The sequence below is a fragment of the Eubacterium sp. BL-380-WT-2B genome (genome assembly GCF_009696115.1).
GTDB lineage: Bacteria > Bacillota > Clostridia > Eubacteriales > Eubacteriaceae > Eubacterium > Eubacterium callanderi.
The window spans coordinates 264,079-285,047 of the sequence record NZ_VUMP01000004.1 but is presented as its reverse complement, the minus strand read 5'-3'; the positions used below and the strand labels follow the sequence as shown (position 1 = coordinate 285,047).

At 52.9% G+C, this 20,969-nt stretch carries 21 protein-coding genes; 5 read left to right on the top strand and 16 right to left on the bottom strand.

All coding sequences use genetic code 11. The features are described from left to right. Window positions 1-40: 40 nt before the first annotated feature. The 7 genes from FYJ53_RS09605 to FYJ53_RS09575 all read right to left on the bottom strand — a co-directional run bounded on the left by FYJ53_RS09605 (window position 41) and on the right by FYJ53_RS09575 (window position 6,663). The gene (locus tag FYJ53_RS09605) at window positions 41-382 is read right to left on the bottom strand and encodes a phenylpyruvate tautomerase MIF-related protein (RefSeq protein ID WP_154557283.1); all 342 of its coding nucleotides are present in this window, start codon (window positions 380-382) and stop codon (window positions 41-43) included. Next, entirely contained in the window at window positions 339-1,277 is a 939-nt protein-coding gene (locus FYJ53_RS09600; protein ID WP_154557282.1) for a DUF89 domain-containing protein, read from the bottom strand. Before FYJ53_RS09600 ends, FYJ53_RS09605 begins: the two co-directional genes overlap by 44 nt. Window positions 1,278-1,359: 82 nt before the next feature. Next, on the bottom strand, window positions 1,360-2,904 hold the full coding sequence (locus FYJ53_RS09595) for an FGGY-family carbohydrate kinase (RefSeq protein ID WP_038350919.1): 1,545 nt from the start codon (window positions 2,902-2,904) through the stop codon (window positions 1,360-1,362). 40 nt (window positions 2,905-2,944) lie between these two features. Continuing rightward, a complete protein-coding gene (locus tag FYJ53_RS09590) occupies window positions 2,945-3,748 on the bottom strand; it encodes an SDR family NAD(P)-dependent oxidoreductase (protein WP_195840252.1) in 804 nt (267 codons plus the stop codon). Window positions 3,749-3,784: 36 nt separating this feature from the next. Then, the gene (gene deoC, locus FYJ53_RS09585) at window positions 3,785-4,444 is read right to left on the bottom strand and encodes a deoxyribose-phosphate aldolase (RefSeq protein ID WP_090410711.1); all 660 of its coding nucleotides are present in this window, start codon (window positions 4,442-4,444) and stop codon (window positions 3,785-3,787) included. Between the two features lie 33 nt (window positions 4,445-4,477). Continuing rightward, a complete protein-coding gene (locus tag FYJ53_RS09580; RefSeq protein WP_148427752.1) occupies window positions 4,478-5,374 on the bottom strand; it encodes a dihydrodipicolinate synthase family protein in 897 nt (298 codons plus the stop codon). A gap of 542 nt (window positions 5,375-5,916) precedes the next feature. Further along, window positions 5,917-6,663 carry an HAD family hydrolase gene (locus FYJ53_RS09575; RefSeq protein WP_148427754.1) on the bottom strand — a complete coding sequence of 249 codons (747 nt, stop codon included), beginning with the start codon at window positions 6,661-6,663 and terminating at the stop codon, window positions 5,917-5,919. A 236-nt stretch (window positions 6,664-6,899) separates the two neighbouring features. Here FYJ53_RS09575 and FYJ53_RS09570 point away from each other — a divergent pair, with 236 nt between their 5' ends. The 5 genes from FYJ53_RS09570 (at window position 6,900) to FYJ53_RS09550 (ending at window position 14,648) form a co-directional block, all read left to right on the top strand. Beyond that, a complete protein-coding gene (locus tag FYJ53_RS09570; RefSeq protein ID WP_090410709.1) occupies window positions 6,900-7,535 on the top strand; it encodes a lactate utilization protein in 636 nt (211 codons plus the stop codon). Between the two features lie 314 nt (window positions 7,536-7,849). After that, window positions 7,850-8,719, top strand: a complete 870-nt coding sequence (gene aroF, locus FYJ53_RS09565) for a 3-deoxy-7-phosphoheptulonate synthase (RefSeq protein ID WP_090410707.1) — start codon at window positions 7,850-7,852, stop codon at window positions 8,717-8,719. 13 nt (window positions 8,720-8,732) lie between these two features. Beyond that, window positions 8,733-9,635, top strand: a complete 903-nt coding sequence (gene pheA / locus FYJ53_RS09560) for a prephenate dehydratase (protein WP_090410706.1) — start codon at window positions 8,733-8,735, stop codon at window positions 9,633-9,635. A gap of 120 nt (window positions 9,636-9,755) precedes the next feature. Beyond that, window positions 9,756-12,674, top strand: coding sequence for an EAL domain-containing protein (locus tag FYJ53_RS09555; protein ID WP_148427756.1), 2,919 nt, complete (start codon window positions 9,756-9,758; stop codon window positions 12,672-12,674). Window positions 12,675-12,881: 207 nt separating this feature from the next. Beyond that, a complete protein-coding gene (locus FYJ53_RS09550) occupies window positions 12,882-14,648 on the top strand; it encodes a bifunctional diguanylate cyclase/phosphodiesterase (protein WP_187367896.1) in 1,767 nt (588 codons plus the stop codon). 26 nt (window positions 14,649-14,674) lie between these two features. On the opposite strand, the gene FYJ53_RS09545 is transcribed toward FYJ53_RS09550, so the two are convergent. The 9 genes from FYJ53_RS09545 to FYJ53_RS09505 all read right to left on the bottom strand — a co-directional run bounded on the left by FYJ53_RS09545 (window position 14,675) and on the right by FYJ53_RS09505 (window position 20,885). Beyond that, window positions 14,675-15,190, bottom strand: a complete 516-nt coding sequence (locus FYJ53_RS09545) for an Asp23/Gls24 family envelope stress response protein (RefSeq protein WP_195840251.1) — start codon at window positions 15,188-15,190, stop codon at window positions 14,675-14,677. Window positions 15,191-15,277: 87 nt separating this feature from the next. Further along, window positions 15,278-15,586: a DUF2273 domain-containing protein gene (locus tag FYJ53_RS21665; protein WP_371720646.1), complete on the bottom strand. Its 309-nt coding sequence runs from the start codon at window positions 15,584-15,586 to the stop codon at window positions 15,278-15,280. A gap of 15 nt (window positions 15,587-15,601) precedes the next feature. After that, window positions 15,602-16,156 (bottom strand): alkaline shock response membrane anchor protein AmaP, encoded by a 555-nt coding sequence (gene amaP / locus FYJ53_RS09535; RefSeq protein WP_013378907.1) that lies wholly within the window; start codon window positions 16,154-16,156, stop codon window positions 15,602-15,604. Between the two features lie 259 nt (window positions 16,157-16,415). Next, on the bottom strand, window positions 16,416-16,919 hold the full coding sequence (locus FYJ53_RS09530; protein WP_013378906.1) for a hypothetical protein: 504 nt from the start codon (window positions 16,917-16,919) through the stop codon (window positions 16,416-16,418). After that, entirely contained in the window at window positions 16,916-17,743 is an 828-nt protein-coding gene (locus tag FYJ53_RS09525; RefSeq protein ID WP_148427760.1) for a metal ABC transporter permease, read from the bottom strand. The genes FYJ53_RS09530 and FYJ53_RS09525 overlap by 4 nt, the downstream gene beginning before the upstream one ends. Beyond that, a complete protein-coding gene (locus FYJ53_RS09520; protein ID WP_148427762.1) occupies window positions 17,736-18,446 on the bottom strand; it encodes a metal ABC transporter ATP-binding protein in 711 nt (236 codons plus the stop codon). Before FYJ53_RS09520 ends, FYJ53_RS09525 begins: the two co-directional genes overlap by 8 nt. A 1-nt stretch (window position 18,447) precedes the next feature. Continuing rightward, window positions 18,448-19,434: a metal ABC transporter substrate-binding protein gene (locus FYJ53_RS09515; protein WP_013378903.1), complete on the bottom strand. Its 987-nt coding sequence runs from the start codon at window positions 19,432-19,434 to the stop codon at window positions 18,448-18,450. A gap of 87 nt (window positions 19,435-19,521) precedes the next feature. Then, window positions 19,522-19,827 (bottom strand): hypothetical protein, encoded by a 306-nt coding sequence (locus FYJ53_RS09510; protein ID WP_013378901.1) that lies wholly within the window; start codon window positions 19,825-19,827, stop codon window positions 19,522-19,524. A 95-nt stretch (window positions 19,828-19,922) separates the two neighbouring features. Then, window positions 19,923-20,885, bottom strand: a complete 963-nt coding sequence (locus FYJ53_RS09505; protein ID WP_195840250.1) for a DMT family transporter — start codon at window positions 20,883-20,885, stop codon at window positions 19,923-19,925. Window positions 20,886-20,969 lie beyond the last annotated feature (84 nt).

Below are 20,969 nucleotides of genomic sequence, written 5' to 3'. Positions count from 1 at the left end.
AAGAACTGCCCGTTCGGGACAGTTCTTTTTTAATGCACACTCACCGCAGGCTCCCCTTTGAGCCCCAGTGGTCCAACTCCAGAATATTGAGATAAATCTGGTTTCCGGCATAACCCAGCTGTTCCTCAAAAAGCTCAAAAAGCTTTTTGGTGTAAGCCTTCAGGTACGGCTCAGGCGTTTTGCCGTATAGTCGTGTCTCCATGAAAGCGCAGGATGCCAGCTCGCCGCCGCGGTAAAGGCTGCGGCCGTCGTCGATCTGCACAATGGCCCGGTCTCCGGGCTTACCGGGCAGCATGGGCACCAGGGCCGCAACCCCGGCGGCCAGGGTCCGCTTTTCCTCATCGGTTAATTTCTTTGAAAGACTGATCTGTATGTAAGACATTCTCTTTCTCCTCCTCTCTGCTGTGCGCCATCAGCACACTGCTGCCGAGGGCGATTCCCAGCGCGTCGGACAGAACCTCGCACTTGGAGCGGAACAGGTAAAACACCTTTTCGGGAAAATCCTCACCGCCAAAATCGCTCTCGTAATTGGCCAATCCCTTGAGGATGATCATATCCGCTTTCCGGAGGTTTTCCAGTGCTTCCCGGGACATATACCGGGGGTGCAGGCCAATGCAGTCGGTTCCGGTGTCCAGGATCTCCCCCTCCCTGTCAAGCCCTGCCATCCGCGCGTCCTCCTCCAGAGCATCGTTATAGATGGGGCCGCCCTTGACCATCACGCTTACCGCCAGCGGCGCCAGCCCGCGCGCCCGGCGCCATTGGCCGAGCACCTCGAGCAGCAGGCGGTCCAGCACGATCTCTCCGGCGTTGTCGGTGACCAGCGTCAGCGTGCCCGCGGCCAGCAGGCGTTCTCTGAACGGCGCGTAGTCGTCGATGGCAAAGGGCTCCTCCATGCTCTTTTCAAGGGCTCCGGCCACGTCAAACTCGTCGGCAAAGGACACATCAATAATGTTGCCGCTGGCCGCGGCCCTGAGGGCATACAGCAGCGGGTCGTCCTTCTGCTCCACTGCCCGCCGGATTTCGGGAAGCAGGCGCAGCATCTGCCCATTCTGCTTTTTCCGCACCGCCCTCAGAGGATCAGGGTCGCCCAGAGCATCACAGAACAGGCGGAACATCTGGGAACCGGAAACCCCGGCATGGATGTGGATGCTCTGCCGACTCACCAGGTCGATCTCCTTTCTCAAAATTTCGTTCTGTTTTTCCACGGGCAGCTTAAACAGCTCGAACTGGCGCAGCAGAAAACCAAGCTGGCAGCGTGCCAGACATAAAAAATGCATGGGTGCTCCTTTCTGAGTAAAAAACCGGCTTTGGAAAAAGCCGGTTTTTGTTTATAAGTAATAGAGGGTTACGGGCGCAGGGCTATCCCTGGAAGCCGTGTTTTTTGAGGAACTCGGTCCGCGCTTCCCAGGCAGGGAACAGCGCGTAGGGGATGGCCTTGTAGACCTCGTACAGGTCGGCGTAGATACTCACATTCTTCGCGATGGGCTCGTAGACGCGTTCCACCTTGCAGAAGGCCTCGGAGGCTTCCTGCCAGCTGCCGAAATAGCCAGCCGCCAGGGCCGCGTTCCAGGCCACGCCCTTAGCGCCAAACTCAGTACCGCCGGGCAGGCTGATGGGCGCGTTGCAGATGTCCGCGAAGATCTGGCACCACACCGGGCTCTTAGAGCCGCCGCCGGACAGGCGGATATCGCTTACCGGGTAGGTGTAGGCGTCCAGGCAGTGCTTGTTGGCGAAGGCCATGCCCTCGTACACAGCACGCTGCATGACATGGCGGTCGCTGTGGAGGTTCAGGCCGAAGAAGTTGCCCCGGGCGTTGGTGTTGGTAAAGGGTGCGCGTTCTCCCGCCGCGTTCATATAAGGATGGTAGATGGTGCCGTCACAGCCCGGGTTCACCTTGTCGATCACTTCGTCAAAGAGGGCATAAACACTGCGTCCCTCCTTTTCGGCCTGCAGCTTATCCGCGCAGGTAAAGTTGTTCACAAACCAGTCGCTGTTCGGCGTGCCGGTCAGCGGCGCGATGAGCTGCTGCCATTTGCCCGGTATATTGTGGATGGTCTGGCAGCCCAGCATGGGTGAGTGGGCGAACTTGGGCATGGTCAGCATGATGACGCCAGAGGTTCCCAGGATAATATTGGCCTGTCCGTCGTCCACCGCGCCGACGCCGGCACTGCAGCAGACAACATCCCAGCCGATGGAGGCCACAGGTGTCCCGGCCGCCAGCCCGGTCTGCCGCGCGGCCTGCTCTGTGACGTGCCCGCAGATTTCCCAGGGCTCCTGCAAAGGCAGGAATTTGTCCTTCAGGTCGAGGATTCCCTCAATCTCCATGACCCTGTCGCTGTAGGTGCGGGTTTCGTCGATCTGTGAATAAAAATCGGTGGCGTTGGAGCCAAATTCACCGGTCAGATTATAGCACATCCAGTTGGTGTTCAGGCAGAAGTGGGCTGTGCGTTCCAGCACCTCAGGCTCATGCTCCTTCATCCAGGGCAGCAGGATACCCACATCGCCGGTCATCAGCCAGTTGGCGGTCGCGCCAAAAATCTGCTCCATCTTTCCGCTCTCGATCCATTCCCTGGTCATGCCGGCGCACCGCGCATCGTTCCAGAGAATCCCCTTGCGGGCTGGGCGGTTGTCCTTATCCAGGAAGCAGACCCCCACGCCCTTTCCGCCAAGCCCGATGGCCAGCACTTCCTTCTTGTCTACGCCGCATTTCCCCATGAGGTCGCTGATAACGCCTGCGACCTCCTTCCAGTCCACGTCCATGTCGAATTCCGACCAGCCAAAATGTGGCTCCTCCACTGGGGTCGAACGTGAGGCGACGCAGATTTCATTCCCCTGCATATCAAACAAAGCGGCCTTTACCATAGATGTCCCCGAATCAATTCCAATGATATAACCAGTTTTCATCGTATTACTCTCCTATCTCTCCTGTTAAATCACAATCCGCTTAAAGCTTTCCGGCGGCCTTCCAGGCCATGAAAGGCCTCTGAACATCCCAGGTGCCGCCGTCACAGGGCACATTGATCCCGGTGGTGTACTCACAGAGATCCGACGCGAAGAACCAGCAGATCTTGGCGATCTGGTCCGGCGTGCCGAATTCGCGCATGGGGATCTGGTCCAGCTTGGCCTCAGGACGCTCCTCAATGATGTGGTGCACCATCGGGGTGTCGGTGACAGACGGCGCGTAGCCGTTCACGCGGATGCCGTAGGGCGCGCACTCCGCGGCCAGTACGCGGGTCAGTGCAAAGAGCCCGGCCTTGGTGGCGCTGTAGACTCCAAGCCCGAAATCCGGGAACTGCCCCAGGATGGAGTTGGCGTTGATGATACTGCCGTGCCCCTGCTCCTTCATGATTTTAATGGCTGCCCGGCTGGTGTAAACCGGCCCCCGCAGGTTCACGTCGATGAGCAGGTCGGTCACGTCGTCGGTTGCATCCTCAACGCGCTCTCTGCGGAAGACACCGGCGTTGTTGACCTGGACGTCCAGACGCCCGCCAAAATAACCTCCGATCTGATCATAGGCGGCGTTGACACTCGCGGAGTCTGTGACATTGCACTCGACCGCGATGGCGTCAGCGCCCCTGGCCTTACATTCCTCAGCCACAGCAGCGGCTGTCTCCAGGTTCATATCCAGCACAGCGGCATTGTAGCCGCGTTCGGTAAAGTAGAGCAAAATGGCCCGTCCTATCCCCTGACCGCCGCCGGTGACGGCGATAACAGGTTTTTCGGACATTGTATTCTTTTGATGATTCATCATATATCTCCTCTCAAATGATCCCCTTAAATCATGCTATTCATCAAAGCTGTCGAGTATCGCCAGGCTGGCCGACACGCCCAGACGGTCAGCGCCGGCTTCGATATTGGCCTTGGCGTCTGCCCATACATGCATCCCCCCAGATGCTTTTACCTGCATGGTGTCTGGAATGCTGGCCTTCATCAGCGCTACGTCGTGCGGGTTGGCGCCGCCGGTGCCAAAGCCTGTGGAGGTCTTGACAAAGTCGGCTCCCGCCTTCGCGGCCATCTGGCAGGCAGTGGTTTTTTCGGCGTCGGTCAGGTAACAGGTCTCAATGATCACCTTGACCAGGGTGCCGTCCGCGGCGTCCACAACAGCCTTGATGTCTCTGTACACGGTATCCTGGTCGCCTGCCTTCAGCGCGCCGACATTGATGACCATGTCCACCTCCTGGGCGCCGCCCGCGATGGCGTCCTCTGTCTCAAAGGCTTTGACGGCCGGGGTGTTGGCCCCCAGCGGAAACCCAATAACGGTGCATACCTTAACCTCTGAGCCCTTCAGAAGCTCTGCCGCCTGTCTTACATTGCAGGGATTGACGCATACCGACGCCGCGCCGATTTCCCTGGCTTCCTCACAAATTTTCGCGATCTGCTCCGGTGTGGCCACAGCCTTGAGCAGGGTGTGGTCCATCATACCAGCTAATTGTTTTTTATCCATACTAAACCTCGTTTCGTTATTCTAATCCGTCACTCAGACCAGCCGAAGCTTTTCCAGGCTTGTCTTTATCTTTTCTTTTTCGTCCTCACTCAGCTCTGCCAGCGGCCTGCGCATATACCCCAGAGGCACACCCATCAACCCGGCGGCGTATTTGTAGCCTGCCACAAAGGGCCCGGTCTTCAGGGCTTCCCGAATGAGCAGAATTTCATTCTGCGCCGCTCGTCCACCTGCAATATCTCCTGCCTCCATGGCGTTTACCAGCTTCAGAACCGCCTTTGGAAAGACCGCGGATATCAGGGATACCACGCCGGCCCCGCCGAGCTGCATGACCGAAAAGGTGGTCGCGTCACTGCCATTTAAAAACGTCATGGAGCGGTCCGGCCCGATGAGGCGCATCGTGTTCTGAATGTGCACAAAGTCGATGGTGCTCTCCTTGTAGAACTGCATATTTTCATTATGCTTGAAGATGGCCGCCACCGACGCCGGCGACAGCGTATTCCCTGTCTGCGGGGCGTTGTAGATGCCTGCCGGAAGGGTCGTGGCGGACGCGATGGCGTCAAAGTAGGCCACCAGCTCCTCCTGGGGAATGCTGTAAACACAGGGCTGCTGGATGCAGACCGCGTCCACGCCGGCAGCCTCATAGCCCCTTAAAACCTGCATGGCCTCCGGAAGGGTCTGGCAGGCAATGTTCCCCATTACCAGCGCCCGGTCCCCGGCTGCCTCCACGACTGTCTTAGTGGTCTCAATCAGCTCCTCTGCCGTGAGTGACAGGGATTCACTGGCTATCCCATTGGTAAACAGCGCTTTTATGCCATTTTGAAGCTGATACGCTACCTCACCCCTTAACAGAGGGTAATCCACCTGTCCGTCTTCTGTAAATGGCGTGATCAGTTCGGTCATTACACCTTTAAAAGACACGTTATCTGCCATATGCTTTTACTCCTTACTGAAATTTTTCTGAGCACTCGGAAAATTGAACATGAATTGAACATAATTTTGAATTCAAAGCTTTATAATCATTTGTTCAACCCCATTATATAGCGTTCCATTTCAAAAAGCAATAGCAGAAAACGCATTCACTCTTTCATTTAACCCCATTTCAATTGTTTAAAATTATATTTTTTGTATTTTTTATCAATATATAGTTGTATAACGGCATCATTATATCTATATATAGCAATACAGAATTATTTTGAAAAAATATTATATATTAAGTATATTTGAGAATATGTTCATTTCTAACCTGAGAATCTCTTTGCTTTCATCGTCTTATCTTTTCAATTTGTTTTTAAAGCCTCTATTTGAAAATAAATATGAACAAAATTTCATTTTTCTCGCAAATCATTTTTTATGTCACTGTATTATAGCATATTTCTGCCTGCGGCACACTTCCTTTCCTGCGCGTTTAAGGTTTAGCGCTTTTCTCCGGGCATTAAAAAAGAACCCGCCGCAGCGGGTTCCTGTCCTTGGTCCTATTCTTCTTCCTTCAGCTCGTCCTGCTTCTTCTCATTAAAAATCTCATACATCTGGTCACCGTATTTCAGGGCGTCGATGGCGCGCAGAGGATTCTTAATCCAGATGGCGTCGTCGTACTGCATGAGCTTTTCGGGGTCGGTGAAGCCCCAGGTACAGAGGACCGGGAGCATTCCAGCGTTTTTGGCGGTCTCGTAGTCCACAGAGCTGTCCCCCATATAGATGCAGTCACCGGGAGCCACACCCATCTTAGCCGCGACCTCCAGGGTCTGTGTGGGGTCTGGTTTTCTGGGCTTGTTGTCGTTCTGCCCTACCACATCCACAAATTCACTGATGTCAAACAGAGCGTCCATAATGGTCTTGGCCGCGCCGTCGGGCTTGTTGGTACACACGGCGAAGGGGATCTTGTGCACATGCAGGTAGCGCAGTAAATCCTTGATGCCGTCGTAGGCTACCGTTTTGTGGGTGTAGCGTTTGGCGTACTCGTCCTTCATCAGGGCCACTGCTTCGTCCACCAGGGCCTCGTCCTTTGCCATTTCCGGGGTCACGGCGCGTTTGATCAGGTTTCTCAATCCCCGGCCAATGAGCTTTTTGCCCTCCTGGTAGCTTTTCAGCTCCAGCCCGTAGTGCAGCATTACCTGGTTGCAGGCATCGACAAGGTCCTCGAGAGAGTTGATCAGGGTACCGTCTAAATCAAAGATAATTCCGCTGTAGCGGGGTTTGAACAGTTCTTTCGCAGTTGTCATGGTGATTCGCCTCCATTTTTTTGTCCCGATGCAGATGTCGGTCTTTCGGTCTATTCATTATACCACAAATTTGGCCAAGTATCCTTGGATTTTAGAAAAGGTGTTGCCTCACTCAACCCCGTCTGCTGCCCACGAGTCTTTACCGCGCAAATATATCCTGATTTTTACTGGTCTTTACATAAAATACAGGGTATAATATATGTAAATATACTTTTTTAACAACTGGAGGTATCATTATGTCATTTCGTACCGATCACTACGCGGCACTGGCCAAAACGCTGATCGCCAAAATGGAAAAGCGCCATTTTGAAGCCCACTACTGTGCGACCAAAAAAGAAGCGCTGGTTTTGGCACTCTCCCTCATCCCCGACGGGGCATCGGTGACACACGGCGGCTGCATGACCATCGAGGAAATCGGCCTGGTGGACGCGGTCAAGCAGGGGGTTTACAACTATATCGACCGCAGTGTCGCCACTACCCCGGACGAAAAGCGCGAGGCCATCGCAAAAGGCATGATGGCCCATACCTTTCTCATGAGCGCCAACGCCATCAGCCGTGACGGCGAGCTCGTCAACATCGACGGCTTCGGCAACCGGATCGCCCTCCTGGCCTATGGGCCGGACCAGGTCATTGTGCTGGCTGGCATGAACAAGGTTGCCGGAAGCCTTGAAAATGCCATTGACCGCGCCCGCAACGAGGCCGCCCCCATCAACTGCGTGCGCCTGAACCGGCAGACGCCCTGCCTGAGCACTGGCGTCTGCGGCGACTGCCACAGCGCGGACTGCATCTGCAGCAATATCGTCATCACCCGGAACAACCCGATCCCGGGGCGCATCAAGATTATTTTAATCGGCGAGGCGTGCGGTTATTAGAATTGCACCAAAAAATAAACTTGACAATGTTTTGCGGGTAGCGTACAATTAACCCAATCAATTTGTAAACAGGAGTAATCTCATGGCAATTTTAACATCTTTAAACAATGTTAAAAAAACGAATACCTTTTTCAGCAGCTTTAGCTTTTTTAGCTTTAGCTTCTTTTGGTGTCCAAAATTTAGTTGCCACGAGCGAACAGCCTGATCGGATTGTACAATGATATGATCATCAAGGGTCTGTCTCTGGTAACAGAGGCAGACCCTTTTTCGATTTTTAACCACCAAACAAAAATAAAAGAAACGAGGAAAAACAAATGACACCCTTCAACGATCCCGAAATGGAAGAATTAATGAAAATCAAGGAACCATACAAAAAGGCCAACCGTAAATACAAGGCTGAGGACACCATCATCAATATTGGTGATATTCACTTCGGCGAAGGCAACTTCCACGTTTTCTCCGGCCCCTGCTCAGTCGAGAGCAAGGAACAGATCACCGAGGTGGCGAACCGCGTAAAGGCCGCCGGCGCCACTGTCCTGCGCGGCGGGGCCTTCAAGCCCAGAACCTCCCCCTACGCATTCCAGGGAATGGCCGCAGACGGCATCGAGCTGATGCTGGAAGCCAAGCGTGAAACCGGGCTGCCCATCGTGTCCGAAATCATGAACATCGCGCTGCTGGACCTTTTCGCGGATGTGGATATCCTCCAGGTGGGCGCCCGCAATATGCAGAACTTCGATTTACTCAAGGCTCTGGGCCGCAGCAAAAAACCGATCCTCTTAAAGCGCGGGCTGGCCAACACCATCGAGGAGCTCCTGATGAGCGCGGAATACATCATGGCCGGCGGCAATGACAACATCATTCTGTGCGAACGCGGTATCCGTACCTTTGAGACCGCCACCCGCAACACTCTGGACATCTCAGCCGTCCCTGTCCTGAAAAAACTGACCCACCTGCCTGTGATCGTTGACCCCAGCCACGGCTGCGGCAAGGCTGAGCTGGTTGAGCCCATGTCTTTGGCTGCCCTGGCCGCCGGCGCTGACGGCCTCATTATCGAAGTCCACAACGATCCGGCCAACGCCCTTTGCGATGGCCCCCAGTCCTTAACGCCAGACCAGTTCGACACTCTGATGAGGGACAAAATCCGGCCGATGTCTGAGCTCATGGGCAAAAAGCTCGGGGCTTAATCGGAAAACCACTATGACTCCCTTATCACTCACACCCGAACAGCAGAAAAGCCTCCGGGACTACCAGTCCGCCATGGCAAACACCCGCACGCCGGTCGAAAACCCCACCGTGGCCTACTTTGGCACGCTGGGGTCCTACACCGAGCAGGCCGCCATTGGTTTTTTCGGCGAGGACTGCCGCCGCGTATCCCACCGTTTATCCGAGGATGTTTTTAAAAGCATCACAAGCCAGGGGGCGGACTACGGCGTCCTGCCCATTGAAAACAGCACCACTGGCTCCATCGCCGCGGTTTACGACCTTTTAGCCAAGTACAACTGCTATATTGTCGGGGAGACCAAGGTCAAGATTGAGCACTGTCTTCTGGGGGTGCCCGGAAGCCGCCTTTCGGACATCCGCGAGGTATACTCTCACGCCCAGGGCTTTGAGCAGTCCGGTGAGTTTCTCGCCGCCTACCCGGACTGGAAGTGCCTGACCTACTACAACACCGCCGTGGCCGCCGAGCATGTGGCAAAGAGCGCCAACCCGGCCTTTGCCGCCATCGCCAGCCGCCGGGCCGCCGCCATCCACGGCCTCAGTATTCTGGCAGAGGACATCAACCTGTCCGAGACCAATGTCACCCGGTTTGTGATCGTGGCGAGCCGCATGGAGCTCTGCCCCGACTGCAATAAAATCAGCATCGCCTTTCACCTGCCCCATGTGGCGGGCTCCCTGTTTCAGGCCCTTTCGGTTTTTGACGCCAACGCCCTGAACCTGTGTAAAATCGAATCGCGTCCCATCCGCGACCACAACTGGGAATACCTGTTCTTCATTGACTTTATCGGCAATATTGACGGAACGCCCCTCGACACCGTCATGGAGGAAGTGATTTCCAAAACAGAGGGCTTCCATTTCCTCGGAATCTATAAAGATAATTAGTTTTTTTGATATTTTTATGGACTATTTTTCAAAGATGTACTAAAATTAAAGGAGTACAGCCGCCGCATTTACCGGACAGAATCCCAATGTGGCGGCATTAAATCCAACGAGGTCAAGCAGATGAAAAAAAGCGCGGTGGAGTATCGGTATCTGTTCATCTCCGCACTGGCTGTAATATGCCTGTGCGGTTTATTTTTATGTATTCCGGCCTATGGCAAAGAGGACACTGCAACCGTTCGTGTCGGCTACTATGAGGACGGCGACTACATGTACCGGAACACCGCGGGCGAGTACGTCGGCTATGACTTTGAATTTTTACGGGAAATCTCAAAATTCAGTGACCTGCGCTATAATATTATTGACTGCACCAGCTGGGAAAACACCTACAGGCTTCTAAAGGAAGGGCAGATCGACATTCTTCCAGCCGTTTATAAAAACGCCGAGCGTGAGCAGGAGTGTTTATTTTCCGAGCAGCCCATGTGCAATATTTACACCACTCTCAACGTCCGGGCCGATGATACCCGCTACAGCTATGAGGATTTCTCTGCCTTCCAGGGTATGAAGGTCGGGATCATCAAGGACAGCGTCGACGGGGAAAACTTCAAAAGCTACTGTGCCGAAAACAATATCGCGCTCACAGTTCTGCCCTATTTCGAAACCCAGGATCTCCTGGGCGCCCTGGAGGACGGCACCCTGGACGGTGTGGCCATCACCCATCTGGGCCGCAACAGCACCTTCCGCAGTGTCGCCCAGTTCGCGCCGGCACCGCTTTACATCGCGATCTCCAAAAGCCGCCCCGATGTAGCCGAAGCGGTTGACAGCGCCATCAGCACCATTCTTCTGCGTGACCCCAACTACACCATGAACCTTTACAATAAATATTTTTCTGTCACCAACGCCCAAAAGCCTGTCTTTACAAAATCTGAGCTGAAATACATCGAGAGTAAAAAAACTGTATCCGCTGTGTACGATTATATGGCCCCGCCGTTCTCCTACACCAGTCCGGACAACGGCGCGTTTGCCGGTATCGCAGCAGACCTCTTCAGCCAGATCGCAGAGAACAGCGGACTGCGCTTCCAGTTCAGCCCAGAAGTCTACTCCCTCGGGCTTGAGAAGGTCAAAAATGGCCGGGCAGACGTCATCTGCAGTGTTGCGGGCGATTACCTCTGGGAATCCCGCAATAATCTGAGCACCACCCGCTACTACCTGCGCTCCCCCACTGTTCTTATCCGTAAAAACACATCGGCACCCCTGGCCAGAATCGCCATGCCACAGGATTACGGCGCGGCAGAAGCCATTATCAGCGATTACCCCGACGCGGACGTCTATTATTACAGCAATACCGAGGCTTGCCTGGAAGCCCTGATGGAAAACAGGGTGAACGCCGTTTTCGCCAACTCCCAGGTTGCTGATTACCTGCTGTCTGACGCGTCCTACACAGCGCTGAGCAGCACTCCCCTGAGCAATTATACCATCGAGCTGTCCATCGGCGTCTCAAACACCGCCGATCCCCGGCTTTTCTCCATCCTCGACAAATGCATCCAGTACACCTCTGAGGAAAATATTGACGCCATTGTCATGGAAAACAGTATTCAGCCAAAGGCTATGACGGTTCGCGAATTCCTCACTGAGAACGCTGTGACCGTGATCGCCATCACCGTGTCTGTTTTAGGGCTGATCATCCTGCTGCTGGTCTATAACCTGCGCAGCAAGTCTAAGAGCAACCAGAAGATCCAGAATCTCCTCTACCGGGACACTCTCACAGGGCTCGATAATCTGGACAAGTTCCTCGCCGAGTGCGGCGGCCTGCTGAAATCGGCCCCAGAAGGCGGCTACGCCCTCATTTACAGCGACATTAACCAGTTTAAAACCATCAATGACCGCTACGGATTTACCGCGGGTGACCAACTGCTGCGGGCCTACGCCCAGATCCTCCGGGAAAACATACGGGAGGGCGAGTACTGCGCCCGCGTTTCCTCCGACAACTTTGTACTGCTGCTAAAGTACTCTGATTGGGAAACCCTGTGCACCCGGATGACAGACATTCAAAAAGCCACTGACAGTTGGATACAACGCGCAGGCTTTCCGGCGCCAGTCCTCACTGCTTCCGGAGTCTACCTGGTCGACAAGGCCGAAAAGCAGGACGTCCAGCTCATGCTTGACCTGGCAAACTACGCGCGCCGAAGCGCGAAAAACACCTTCAAAAGCGCTATCGTGCTGTACGACCGCCAGATGCGGCAGAACACCCTGCTGCGCAAAGAGCTCACCGACCGCCTTCCCGCCGCCCTCAGCGCGCACGAATTCGTGCCCTATTTTCAGCCAAAGGTAAACATGATCACTGGCCAGATCGTTGGCAGTGAGGCGCTTGTGCGGTGGAACCACCCTGACCGCGGCCTCTTGGCTCCCGGTGCCTTTGTCCCTGTCTTTGAGGAAAACGGCAGCATTGTGGAAATCGACTGGTATATTTACGAGGCTGTCTGTTACACCCTCCGAAGCTGGATGGACCGCGGCCTGCCAGTATACCCGGTATCCTGCAATTTCTCCAGCATCCATTTTGACCACAGCGACTTCACCGACCGGATTACTGCCCTGGCAGACCTTTACGCCATCCCCCATAGGCTCCTAGAGCTGGAAATCACAGAGAGCATTATCGTGACGCACCCCAAACGGGTTGCCTCCCAGATCGCCTCTCTGAGGGAAAAGGGATTCATGACCGCCATCGACGACTTCGGCTCTGGGTATTCCTCGCTGGGACAGCTGGAGCAGATGGCCGCCCGGGTCCTCAAGCTGGACCGGAGCTTTGTGCAGCGCGGTATGCTCGACGCGCGGGAACAGACCGTGATCGCCAACATTGTAAACCTGGCCCACGACCTCGGCATGCGCATTTTGTGCGAAGGCGTGGAAACAAGGCAGCAGGCCAATATCCTGATCCGCCTCGACTGCATCTACGCCCAGGGATTCTACTACTCAAAGCCCGTTCCGCTGGAAGAATTCGAGGAGATGCTCCTCAAACCGCCTTTTGAAAGCATAAACCTATAAAACAATCAAACCTTAATTCTTGAAATGGATAACAGCATGAGGTATAATTATCTTAATATATCTTAGAATCGTATTATGTTCATAATCAACACTGGCAAAGGAGTGGATGCGTTTTTCGTCACGGTTCCGAAAATGCTGTAGCTTATGCGCAAACAAAGGAATACCTATATTTTTATCTTAATCTGCATCTTTGTCATGGGGTTTTTGTTGTTTTCACTCATCCAGATGCAGGGCTACGCCAACATCATCAACGACGCCGGTATTGTCCGCGGCGGTACCCAGCGCTGTGCCAAGCTGGAGCTGAGCGGCGAGCCCAACGATGAGCTGATCACCTATCTGGACGGACTGATCCGCAAGCTTGAAGCCAGTGAAAACAAGCATCTTTATACTTCCCACGACTCAGCCGCCTACCACGATAATCTGGAGGCGGTCAAAACCAAATGGGATGAGATCAAAGCGGAAATTCCAGCTCTGAGGTTATCCTCTGCCATAGAGTTGCGTGAACACTTTCTCAGTCTGAGTGAGGAGCACTTTGATTTGGCCAACAAAATGGTTTACGCAGCCCAGTACCGGGCGGAAAACGAGCTTCGGAACAGCATTATCCTGAGTGTTGTCATGATTCTCGCTGTCTCGCTGATCATGTATACCCTGGAACGCCGGAGTCAGCAGGAGCTGGAGCGGGTATTCTACACCGACCACCTGACCGCCCTTCCCAACCAGGCTGCCTTTGAGATCAGTGCAGCTGAAAAGCTGAGATCCGCGTCACCTGGCGCCTATCTGATGATATACCTTGACCTGAACAATTTTAAGTTTGTCAACGATTCCTATGGCTACAACGCCGGTGATAAGCTTCTGCTGTCCTTCTCGGCAACGCTGAAGCGGTTTTGCAACAGCAATGAAATCTGCGCCCACCTGCACGCCGACCACTTCGCCATTTTGCTTAAAAAGCGCGAACACGTCATTGAGGATCTCCAGACTGCGGTCCTGGCATCCATCGAAAGCGAGCGGGAGCTGAACCTCTCAGACATTTTAACGTGCAGCTACGGCGTTTACACCATTCCCGACCCGGACGCGTCCATTGCTTCCTGTATCAGCAAAGCCAGCGTTGCTCTAAAAGAGGGGCGCAGCAGCCAACGCACTGTTGCCTATTACGATCAGCATCTACTGGATAAGATCACCAATGAAAATAAGATGACCCGCTGGATGCACCAGGGGCTTTCGGAAAAGGAATTCCAGATTTATCTCCAGCCCAAGGTCAACCTTGAGCGGTCTGAGGTCACGGGGGCCGAGATCCTGGTCCGCTGGAACTCAGAGCCCTTTGGCTTTCTGCCGCCGGATGAGTTTATCCCCCTGTTTGAGAAAAACGGTTTTATCGTGGACCTGGACTTCTACGTGCTGGAGGCCACCTGCCAGATACTGAAGCAGTCGCTTAAGATCTCGCCTGAGCGCACTGTGGTGCTGTCAGTCAATGTCTCGAGGGTTACGCTCTTTCAGAATGATTTTATCAAACGCTTTGTTCAGATGTCCGAGCGCTATGGAGTCCCGCCGAAATACCTCGAGATTGAGATCACAGAAAATGTCTTTATCTTTGACGCCAACACCGTGGAACAGATTCTTTCCCAACTGCGGAGCTATGGATTCAGTATTTCCATGGACGACTTTGGCTCAGGGTATTCCTCCCTGAACCTGCTGCGTGAGCTGCCCATTGACGTCTTAAAAATCGACCGCATCTTTTTACAGGAGAGCATCCGTGTCGAGAAGGCCTACGCCATCATCAAATCTGTTGTGGAAATGGCCCACTCCCTGAATATGGTGGTGGTCTGTGAGGGCGTCGAAACCCTGGAGCACGCCGAATTCTTAAAAACCATCCACTGCACGGTAGGACAGGGCTATTACTTTTCAAAGCCCATTCCTCTTTCAGCGTTTCAGGAAAAATACAGTCTGCTGCCAACACAAAAACACCCGGATTCTTAAGATCCGGGTGTTTTTTATCTAAGGGGTTACTGAACGCGGCTGTTACCGCCCATTCCCATGAAGCCGCCGTTGTTGTTATCATTGTCAGCACGGGAGTTGTTATTGTTATTATTCTGCTGCTCTTCATATTCTTTTTTAGTCATAACATCGTCCACATGCATGTTAATTTCGATGACGTCCAAGCCTGTCATATCCTTAACGGTTTTGGTGACTTTATCAATCGTATCCTTGAAAATCTGAGGGATATTACGGTTGTATTCACAGATGACGTCCAAATCCAGGGCTACCTGTTTTTTGCCGACTTCTGCACCGATTCCCTTTGTGATATTTTCGTTGTCGGTAATCTTTTCAGTGATATTACTGATCAAGCCGCCGCTCATGGCCAAAATACCAGGGACTTCCTGCGCGACCAGGCCTGCGATCTTCTTAACGACTTTATCGTCATAGGTCAATGAGGTTTTCTGCTGCATGTTCTGCTGCTGAGCGTTACCTCCCTTTTGCTGATTATTGTTCATTGTGTGCATTGTTGCTTCTGCTGCCATAATTAAAACCACCTTTCATTCATTTATAATTTTTTATTTTAATCTATATCAACCGCCCTCAATTCAGGACGATTATTGGCATCTTTATCAGCTGAACCGTTTGAGAATGTTCAGCCAGCGCATAAACCGCATGGGGTTATCTTTATATACACCGATGGCATACCCGATCAGTGCTAAAATGACAATCAGGATGGTACGCCAAAACCCGATGGTCAAAAACAGAACGGCGGTGATGATTCCCGCGAGAATCCAGATAATCCTGCCCGAATAAGGCTTTGCCCAGGTATAAAACCGGCTGAACCGGCTTTCCTTTGGCTGTTTTTCCACAGCCTGGGGCAATGCCTGCTGGCGGACGTTCATGCTTCCCTGCATTTGATTCTGCGTTTGATTATTCATGTGTGTCCCTCCTTCTTAGAGCACCTGTCTGTGGGCTCCCTTGCTTCGGGCATCCATTTCATGCACCTTTACCTTAACGGATTTTACCGGCTGGTTAATGGTGCTGCCAACAGTCTGATAAATGTTCTGTTGAATATTATTTGCAAGCCCGGTGATGTCGTCCGCGTCATCCACATAGACATCGGCCTGAATCTTTGGCTCATGGGAGCGCTTGTTCAGTTTGGCCTTAACGTCAATGGCATTGTTGCCGATAAGGTCAGACACCGCGTAACGCGCGGTAGACTCAATGGCTTCTTTGGAAATTTTGATCTTTCCTTTGGCCTTGTTAATGGTCAGGTAGTGTGAAGAAGCCGGCGCCAGTATTGAAATGAAGAATAACACCAGGAATGCAATCATGAGTACAACGCTGAATCCAATTAAATAATATCCCAGCCAATTTTCAAAGACCAGGTAAGCTGCCAGTGTGTCGGATACATAGGGTACCGGAAACAGTAATGCAAACATTACGAAGGCAGTTGCCAATCCTAACAGCGATACAATAAATAACAGGATACGTTCAAGTTTATTCATTGTTTTTCTCCTTTCTAAGTAATCAATTACCATTCTCTTTCAATAAATGTTCTATTGTTTACTGTTTGTTGTACATAATTGTACCCTTCAAATTTGGTTCTTAACCATTTATTTCACTAATATTAATTTTTCCTTAAACAATCAGTCGAGAAAATATCACCTCATTGTTTTATTTCCCGATAGCGAAAAAGGGCACAGTGCCTGCTCTCATAAACAGGCACTGTGCCCTTTTCTCCTTATAGTTATTTTTTTAACCTATTTATTGCGATACCGTTTCCTGACCACGCTTGTCCAACACTACCAGTTCCTTGAGCCTTAGTTGGAAGTAGGGCCTGCCGTCCTCCTCATATTCCTCCAGCACACCGGTGGCCCGCACCCAGGCATTGTCCTCGGGGTAGTTGCCATCTCCCTTCACCTCAAAACCTGGCATGGTGTCCGTACCGCAGCAGCCCGGGCCGTTGCGGTACACAAATCGGTAGCTGTCCCCGGTCGACAGGTTAGCTGTACTCTTGAACATTCCCTCCAGACGGATGGTCTTGCCCAGATAGTTCTGATGGTTCAGATAAATATCATTGATCTGGGCTACAAACATCTTCTCTGTGATGTCCACATCCACAGGGATTTCCTGCGCGCCTTTGGCCGAGATGCCTGAGGACTGCGCAGAGGCTGGCGGGCTGGCGCCGCTGCCCCCATCCTGCGCCGAGCAGCCGGAAAACAGCAGGACCGCGGCCAGCAGCAGCACCGTTAATATTTTTCTTTTCATCGGATTACCTTTCCTTTCACAAAATCAATGAGACAGAAGAAACCAAACACCACAATGTGCACGATGACGATGCTGGCGCCCGTGGGAGTGGCCCGGACATAGGAAAATCCCAGGCCGATGAGAAAGCACACGAGCGACATCACCGACGCGCAGATCAGGACCGACCGGAAGGTTTTGCAGAGCCGCATGGAGTAAAGGGCCGGGAAGATGATCAGACTGGTGATCAGCAGGGTTCCCATCATACGCATGCCCAGCACAATGGTCACCGCAGTGAGGATTGCGACCAGCATATTGTACAGCTCAGTCTTTACGCCTGTAGCCCTGGCGAAGTTCTCGTCAAAGGTGATGGCGAAGATCTTGTTGTAAAAAATGACAAAGAGTACCAGCACCACAACGGACAGGATAATGCTGAGCCGTACATCACTCACACTCATGGCTAAGATACTGCCAAAGAGGTAGTTGCACACATCGGTGTTCATGCCCGTGGTCAGAGAGATGACCACCACCCCGACTGCCAGGGCGCTGGTAGACAAAAGCGCGATGGCCGCGTCACCCTTGATCTTGCTGTTTTCGCTGATGCGGAGCAGGAAAAAAGCAGAGACGACCACCACCGGGATGGCCACTGACAAGGGCGCCAAATTAAAGGCCATGGCAATGGCCAGGGCCGCGAAACCCACGTGGGATAAGCCGTCGCCGATCATGGAATACCGCTTGAGCACCAGACTGACACCCAGCAGCGCCGCGCAGAGGGATACCAGTATCCCCACCACCATCGAGCGCACCAGAAAGGGATAGGATAACATTTCACGGATCAGGTCAAGCATGTTCCCCACCTCCCAGAAAATGGCGCCCTACCGGGCTTTGCCGGTAATCCTCCACCGTGCCGTAGAACAGCTGGCGGCCGCCCAGATGCAGCACATGACTGTTGTAGCGCACCACACTTTCGATGTCGTGGGACACCATAACCACCGAGATCCCCAGTTTTTTGTTCACCGCCTTTACCAGCTCATAAAGCCGCCGCGTGGCCACCGGGTCAAGGCCCGCGGCCGGTTCATCCAGTAACAGAATCTTGTTGGTGGCGCAGAGGGCCCGGGCCAGCAGAACCCGCTGCTGCTGGCCTCCAGACAGCTCCCGGAAACAGCGCTTTTTCAGCTCCTCAATGCCCAGCCGCTTCAGGTTAATCTCTACGGCCTTTTTATCGGCTTTCCGATAAAACGGCCGAAATCCCTGGCGGTTCAGCCGCCCAGAGAGCACCACCTCGTACACACTGGCGGGAAAATCGCGCTGAATGGGGCTTTTTTGCGGCAGGTAGCCAATTTCGTTTTTCCTGAGACCTTCCCCCATGATAATCTGGCCGGAGCCGGGGCTTTTCAGCCCCAGCAGTCCGGCGATCAGGGTGCTTTTTCCCGCACCGTTCTCTCCCACAATCCCGAGGTAATCCCCAGCATTGATCTCAAAATTCAGCCCCTCCACAGCAGTCACACCGTCGTAGGCAAAGGCAACATCCTTACAGGTAAACAGTGCCATTTTAGTACAATGCCTCCCGCAGAACATCCACGTTTTCGTTCATGTAGTCCAGATAGGTCTTGCCGCTGTCAAAGTCCTGCTGTGTCACGTTATGGCAGGCGTTCAGCTGCCGCTTTACCGCACCGGTGCTCTCTGCAATGGAATCGGCCATCCGTTCATTTGAGAGCTCGGTGTGGAACACCACAGGAATGCTCTCCTTTTTTACCTCGTCGATCAGGAAGGCCACCGTGGCCGCACTGGGCTCCGTTTCGGTGGAGCAGCCCGGGAAGGCGGCGTAGTAGCTGAGACCGTAAGCGTCTGTTAGATATCGGAAGGGGAACCGGTCGCCCACCACAATAGTTTTACGGACCGCTCCGGCTGCCATATCCTTAAAACGCCCGTCAAGGGTGTTGAGCTTGCCAGTATAGATCTTGGTGTTCTGGTCAAAGGTCTGTTTGTTGTCCGGGTCGATTTCGTCCAGGGTGCTGTCAATTTTTTCGACAATTTTCACCGCGTTCTGCGGGTCGAGCCAAACGTGCTCATCATATTCCGGCGCTTCAGCCGGCTCGGCTTCGCTGCTGTCCTGGTCGTGACCATGTTCGTCCTCCATACCGGCCACAGTTTCCTCCACCACAGGCTGCACACAGTCCATCATGGCGATCTTCTTCATGCTGGGCGCATCGATGGAATCCAGGATACTGTCGATCCAAGCGTCGGAGTCCCCTCCGCCATAGATAAACACATCACAGTTCTGAATCTTGATAATGTCCTGTGGGGTGGGCTCATAGGAATGGCTCTCAGCTCCCGGGGGCACCAGCATCGTGACCTCGACCTTATCGCCGCCCACCTGTCTTGCGAAATCATAGGGCGGAAAATTTGTGGCAACCACCTTGATAACGTCGTTTCCGTCTGTTTTTTCACTGGTTTTCTGGCAGCCCGCAGCTCCCAGCATCAACATGCCTACTAATAAAATAATGGTTAAAAACCATGCCAAGCGTTGTTTTATCATAAAAAAACCTCCATTTTCTCTGATTTTGAGTATAAAGAAACAAGGATACGCTGCTTTTATAAGCAGAGCTACTCCCTTGAGGTTTTTTCAGTTGTTCATCCGTACCTTTAGCCGAACCGGCGAAGTGACTAAAAAGAAGCTGTCCCATTTAAAGGTCATACAGCGGAAAATAAGCCGCAGCACCAGCAGAGCGGCCACCAGGGCCGAGCCAGTATCCAGCTGCTTGAAAAAGTTCTGGAGCGCAGACATCTGCATACAGATCGGGCATCCGTCGCCCACACAGTCATGGTGGGCCTCCTCTGTCATGAAGGCGGTGCTGAGGAAAAAGAACACGACAAAAAAAGCCGCTAGTAAAAGTGTCAAAGCACGTTTCTTTTCAGACCTTATCGTCATCCTGTTCCCTCCTTGTCCGGTATTCCAGTATAGAAAATTCTGTGAATTGAATTCAAGTATATCGAATTTTGTAAGTCTTGTCAAATTTTATTCATCTATCTGCCCACTTTCCGGTTAACCAGATAAATACCCAGCGACGCGGCCAGCAGCCCCAGCAGAATGAAACCGGTAAAAGATTCTCCGGGTAACAGCAGAATGGACAGCAGACTGCCGAATACCGGAATCAGGAATTTAAAGGCCGTGATAGCGCTGGCCTCATTATAGCGGAGCAGCACGTTCCACAAAGAAAAGGCCACGCCGGAAATAATGGCAGCGTAAATCAGCAGCAGCACACCCTTAAGGGTAAAGACCAGGTGCAGGCCGCCGCCGGCCATACCAAACCCCACGCCCAGCGCCAGGAGCACCAGTGCGCCCAGAACCATCTGGTAAAAGGAAAAGTGGAAAGGATTAATCTTGTCCGACAGGTATTTGGCCACCAGAACACCCCCGGCGTCTCCCAGTCCGGCGATGAGAAGGAATCCCTCTCCTGTCAGGGTGAAATCAAAATTAAGCCCCTCGGTACCGCCGTTGATAGCAGTCAGCAGAATCCCGGTAAAGCCCAGCACCATGCCGAGCACCTTCTTACGGTTCAGGCGGTCACGCTTAAAAAACAATGGCGCCAGCAGCACGACCAGAAAAGTACCAGCTGTCGCGGCGATGCTTCCTTTAACTCCGGTGGTATTGCCCACCCCGATATAAAAAAAGAAATACTGCACCGTGGTGCCCAAAAGTGCCAGTGCCACGATCCACCGGCCGTATTCAGGATGCCAGCGCACCCTGTCCCCCCGGTTAAAAAGCCGGTTGAGCGCCAGCACCACAAAGCCCGCAAGAAAAAAGCGCAGCCCGGCAAACACCATCTTGGACCAGATATCCCCCGACGGGATCTGGAACCACTGGTACCCGATCTTGAGCACCGGAAAAGCGCTTCCCCACAGAAAGGTGCAGAGGATAGCTGTGAGGATGGTGTTTGATTTCTTTTTAAAAAAGATCGTTTTCTTGATTGACTCGTTGTTTTCCAAAATAATCGCTCCTCGATTTTTATCATTGGCTTTTCGGCCTCTGCTTTTATTATACATTTCACGCACATAAAAAGAAAGCACCCG

Coding starts and splice junctions, on each gene's coding strand:
- FYJ53_RS09605 (WP_154557283.1), bottom strand. CDS start 382: ATGTCTTACATACAGATCAGTCTTTCAAAGAAATTAACCGATGAGGAA.
- FYJ53_RS09600 (WP_154557282.1), bottom strand. CDS start 1,277: ATGCATTTTTTATGTCTGGCACGCTGCCAGCTTGGTTTTCTGCTGCGC.
- FYJ53_RS09595 (WP_038350919.1), bottom strand. CDS start 2,904: ATGAAAACTGGTTATATCATTGGAATTGATTCGGGGACATCTATGGTA.
- FYJ53_RS09590 (WP_195840252.1), bottom strand. CDS start 3,748: ATGAATCATCAAAAGAATACAATGTCCGAAAAACCTGTTATCGCCGTC.
- deoC (WP_090410711.1), bottom strand. CDS start 4,444: ATGGATAAAAAACAATTAGCTGGTATGATGGACCACACCCTGCTCAAG.
- FYJ53_RS09580 (WP_148427752.1), bottom strand. CDS start 5,374: ATGGCAGATAACGTGTCTTTTAAAGGTGTAATGACCGAACTGATCACG.
- FYJ53_RS09575 (WP_148427754.1), bottom strand. CDS start 6,663: ATGACAACTGCGAAAGAACTGTTCAAACCCCGCTACAGCGGAATTATC.
- FYJ53_RS09570 (WP_090410709.1), top strand. CDS start 6,900: ATGTCATTTCGTACCGATCACTACGCGGCACTGGCCAAAACGCTGATC.
- aroF (WP_090410707.1), top strand. CDS start 7,850: ATGACACCCTTCAACGATCCCGAAATGGAAGAATTAATGAAAATCAAG.
- pheA (WP_090410706.1), top strand. CDS start 8,733: ATGACTCCCTTATCACTCACACCCGAACAGCAGAAAAGCCTCCGGGAC.
- FYJ53_RS09555 (WP_148427756.1), top strand. CDS start 9,756: ATGAAAAAAAGCGCGGTGGAGTATCGGTATCTGTTCATCTCCGCACTG.
- FYJ53_RS09545 (WP_195840251.1), bottom strand. CDS start 15,190: ATGGCAGCAGAAGCAACAATGCACACAATGAACAATAATCAGCAAAAG.
- FYJ53_RS21665 (WP_371720646.1), bottom strand. CDS start 15,586: ATGAATAATCAAACGCAGAATCAAATGCAGGGAAGCATGAACGTCCGC.
- amaP (WP_013378907.1), bottom strand. CDS start 16,156: ATGAATAAACTTGAACGTATCCTGTTATTTATTGTATCGCTGTTAGGA.
- FYJ53_RS09530 (WP_013378906.1), bottom strand. CDS start 16,919: ATGAAAAGAAAAATATTAACGGTGCTGCTGCTGGCCGCGGTCCTGCTG.
- FYJ53_RS09525 (WP_148427760.1), bottom strand. CDS start 17,743: ATGCTTGACCTGATCCGTGAAATGTTATCCTATCCCTTTCTGGTGCGC.
- FYJ53_RS09520 (WP_148427762.1), bottom strand. CDS start 18,446: ATGGCACTGTTTACCTGTAAGGATGTTGCCTTTGCCTACGACGGTGTG.
- FYJ53_RS09515 (WP_013378903.1), bottom strand. CDS start 19,434: ATGATAAAACAACGCTTGGCATGGTTTTTAACCATTATTTTATTAGTA.
- FYJ53_RS09510 (WP_013378901.1), bottom strand. CDS start 19,827: ATGACGATAAGGTCTGAAAAGAAACGTGCTTTGACACTTTTACTAGCG.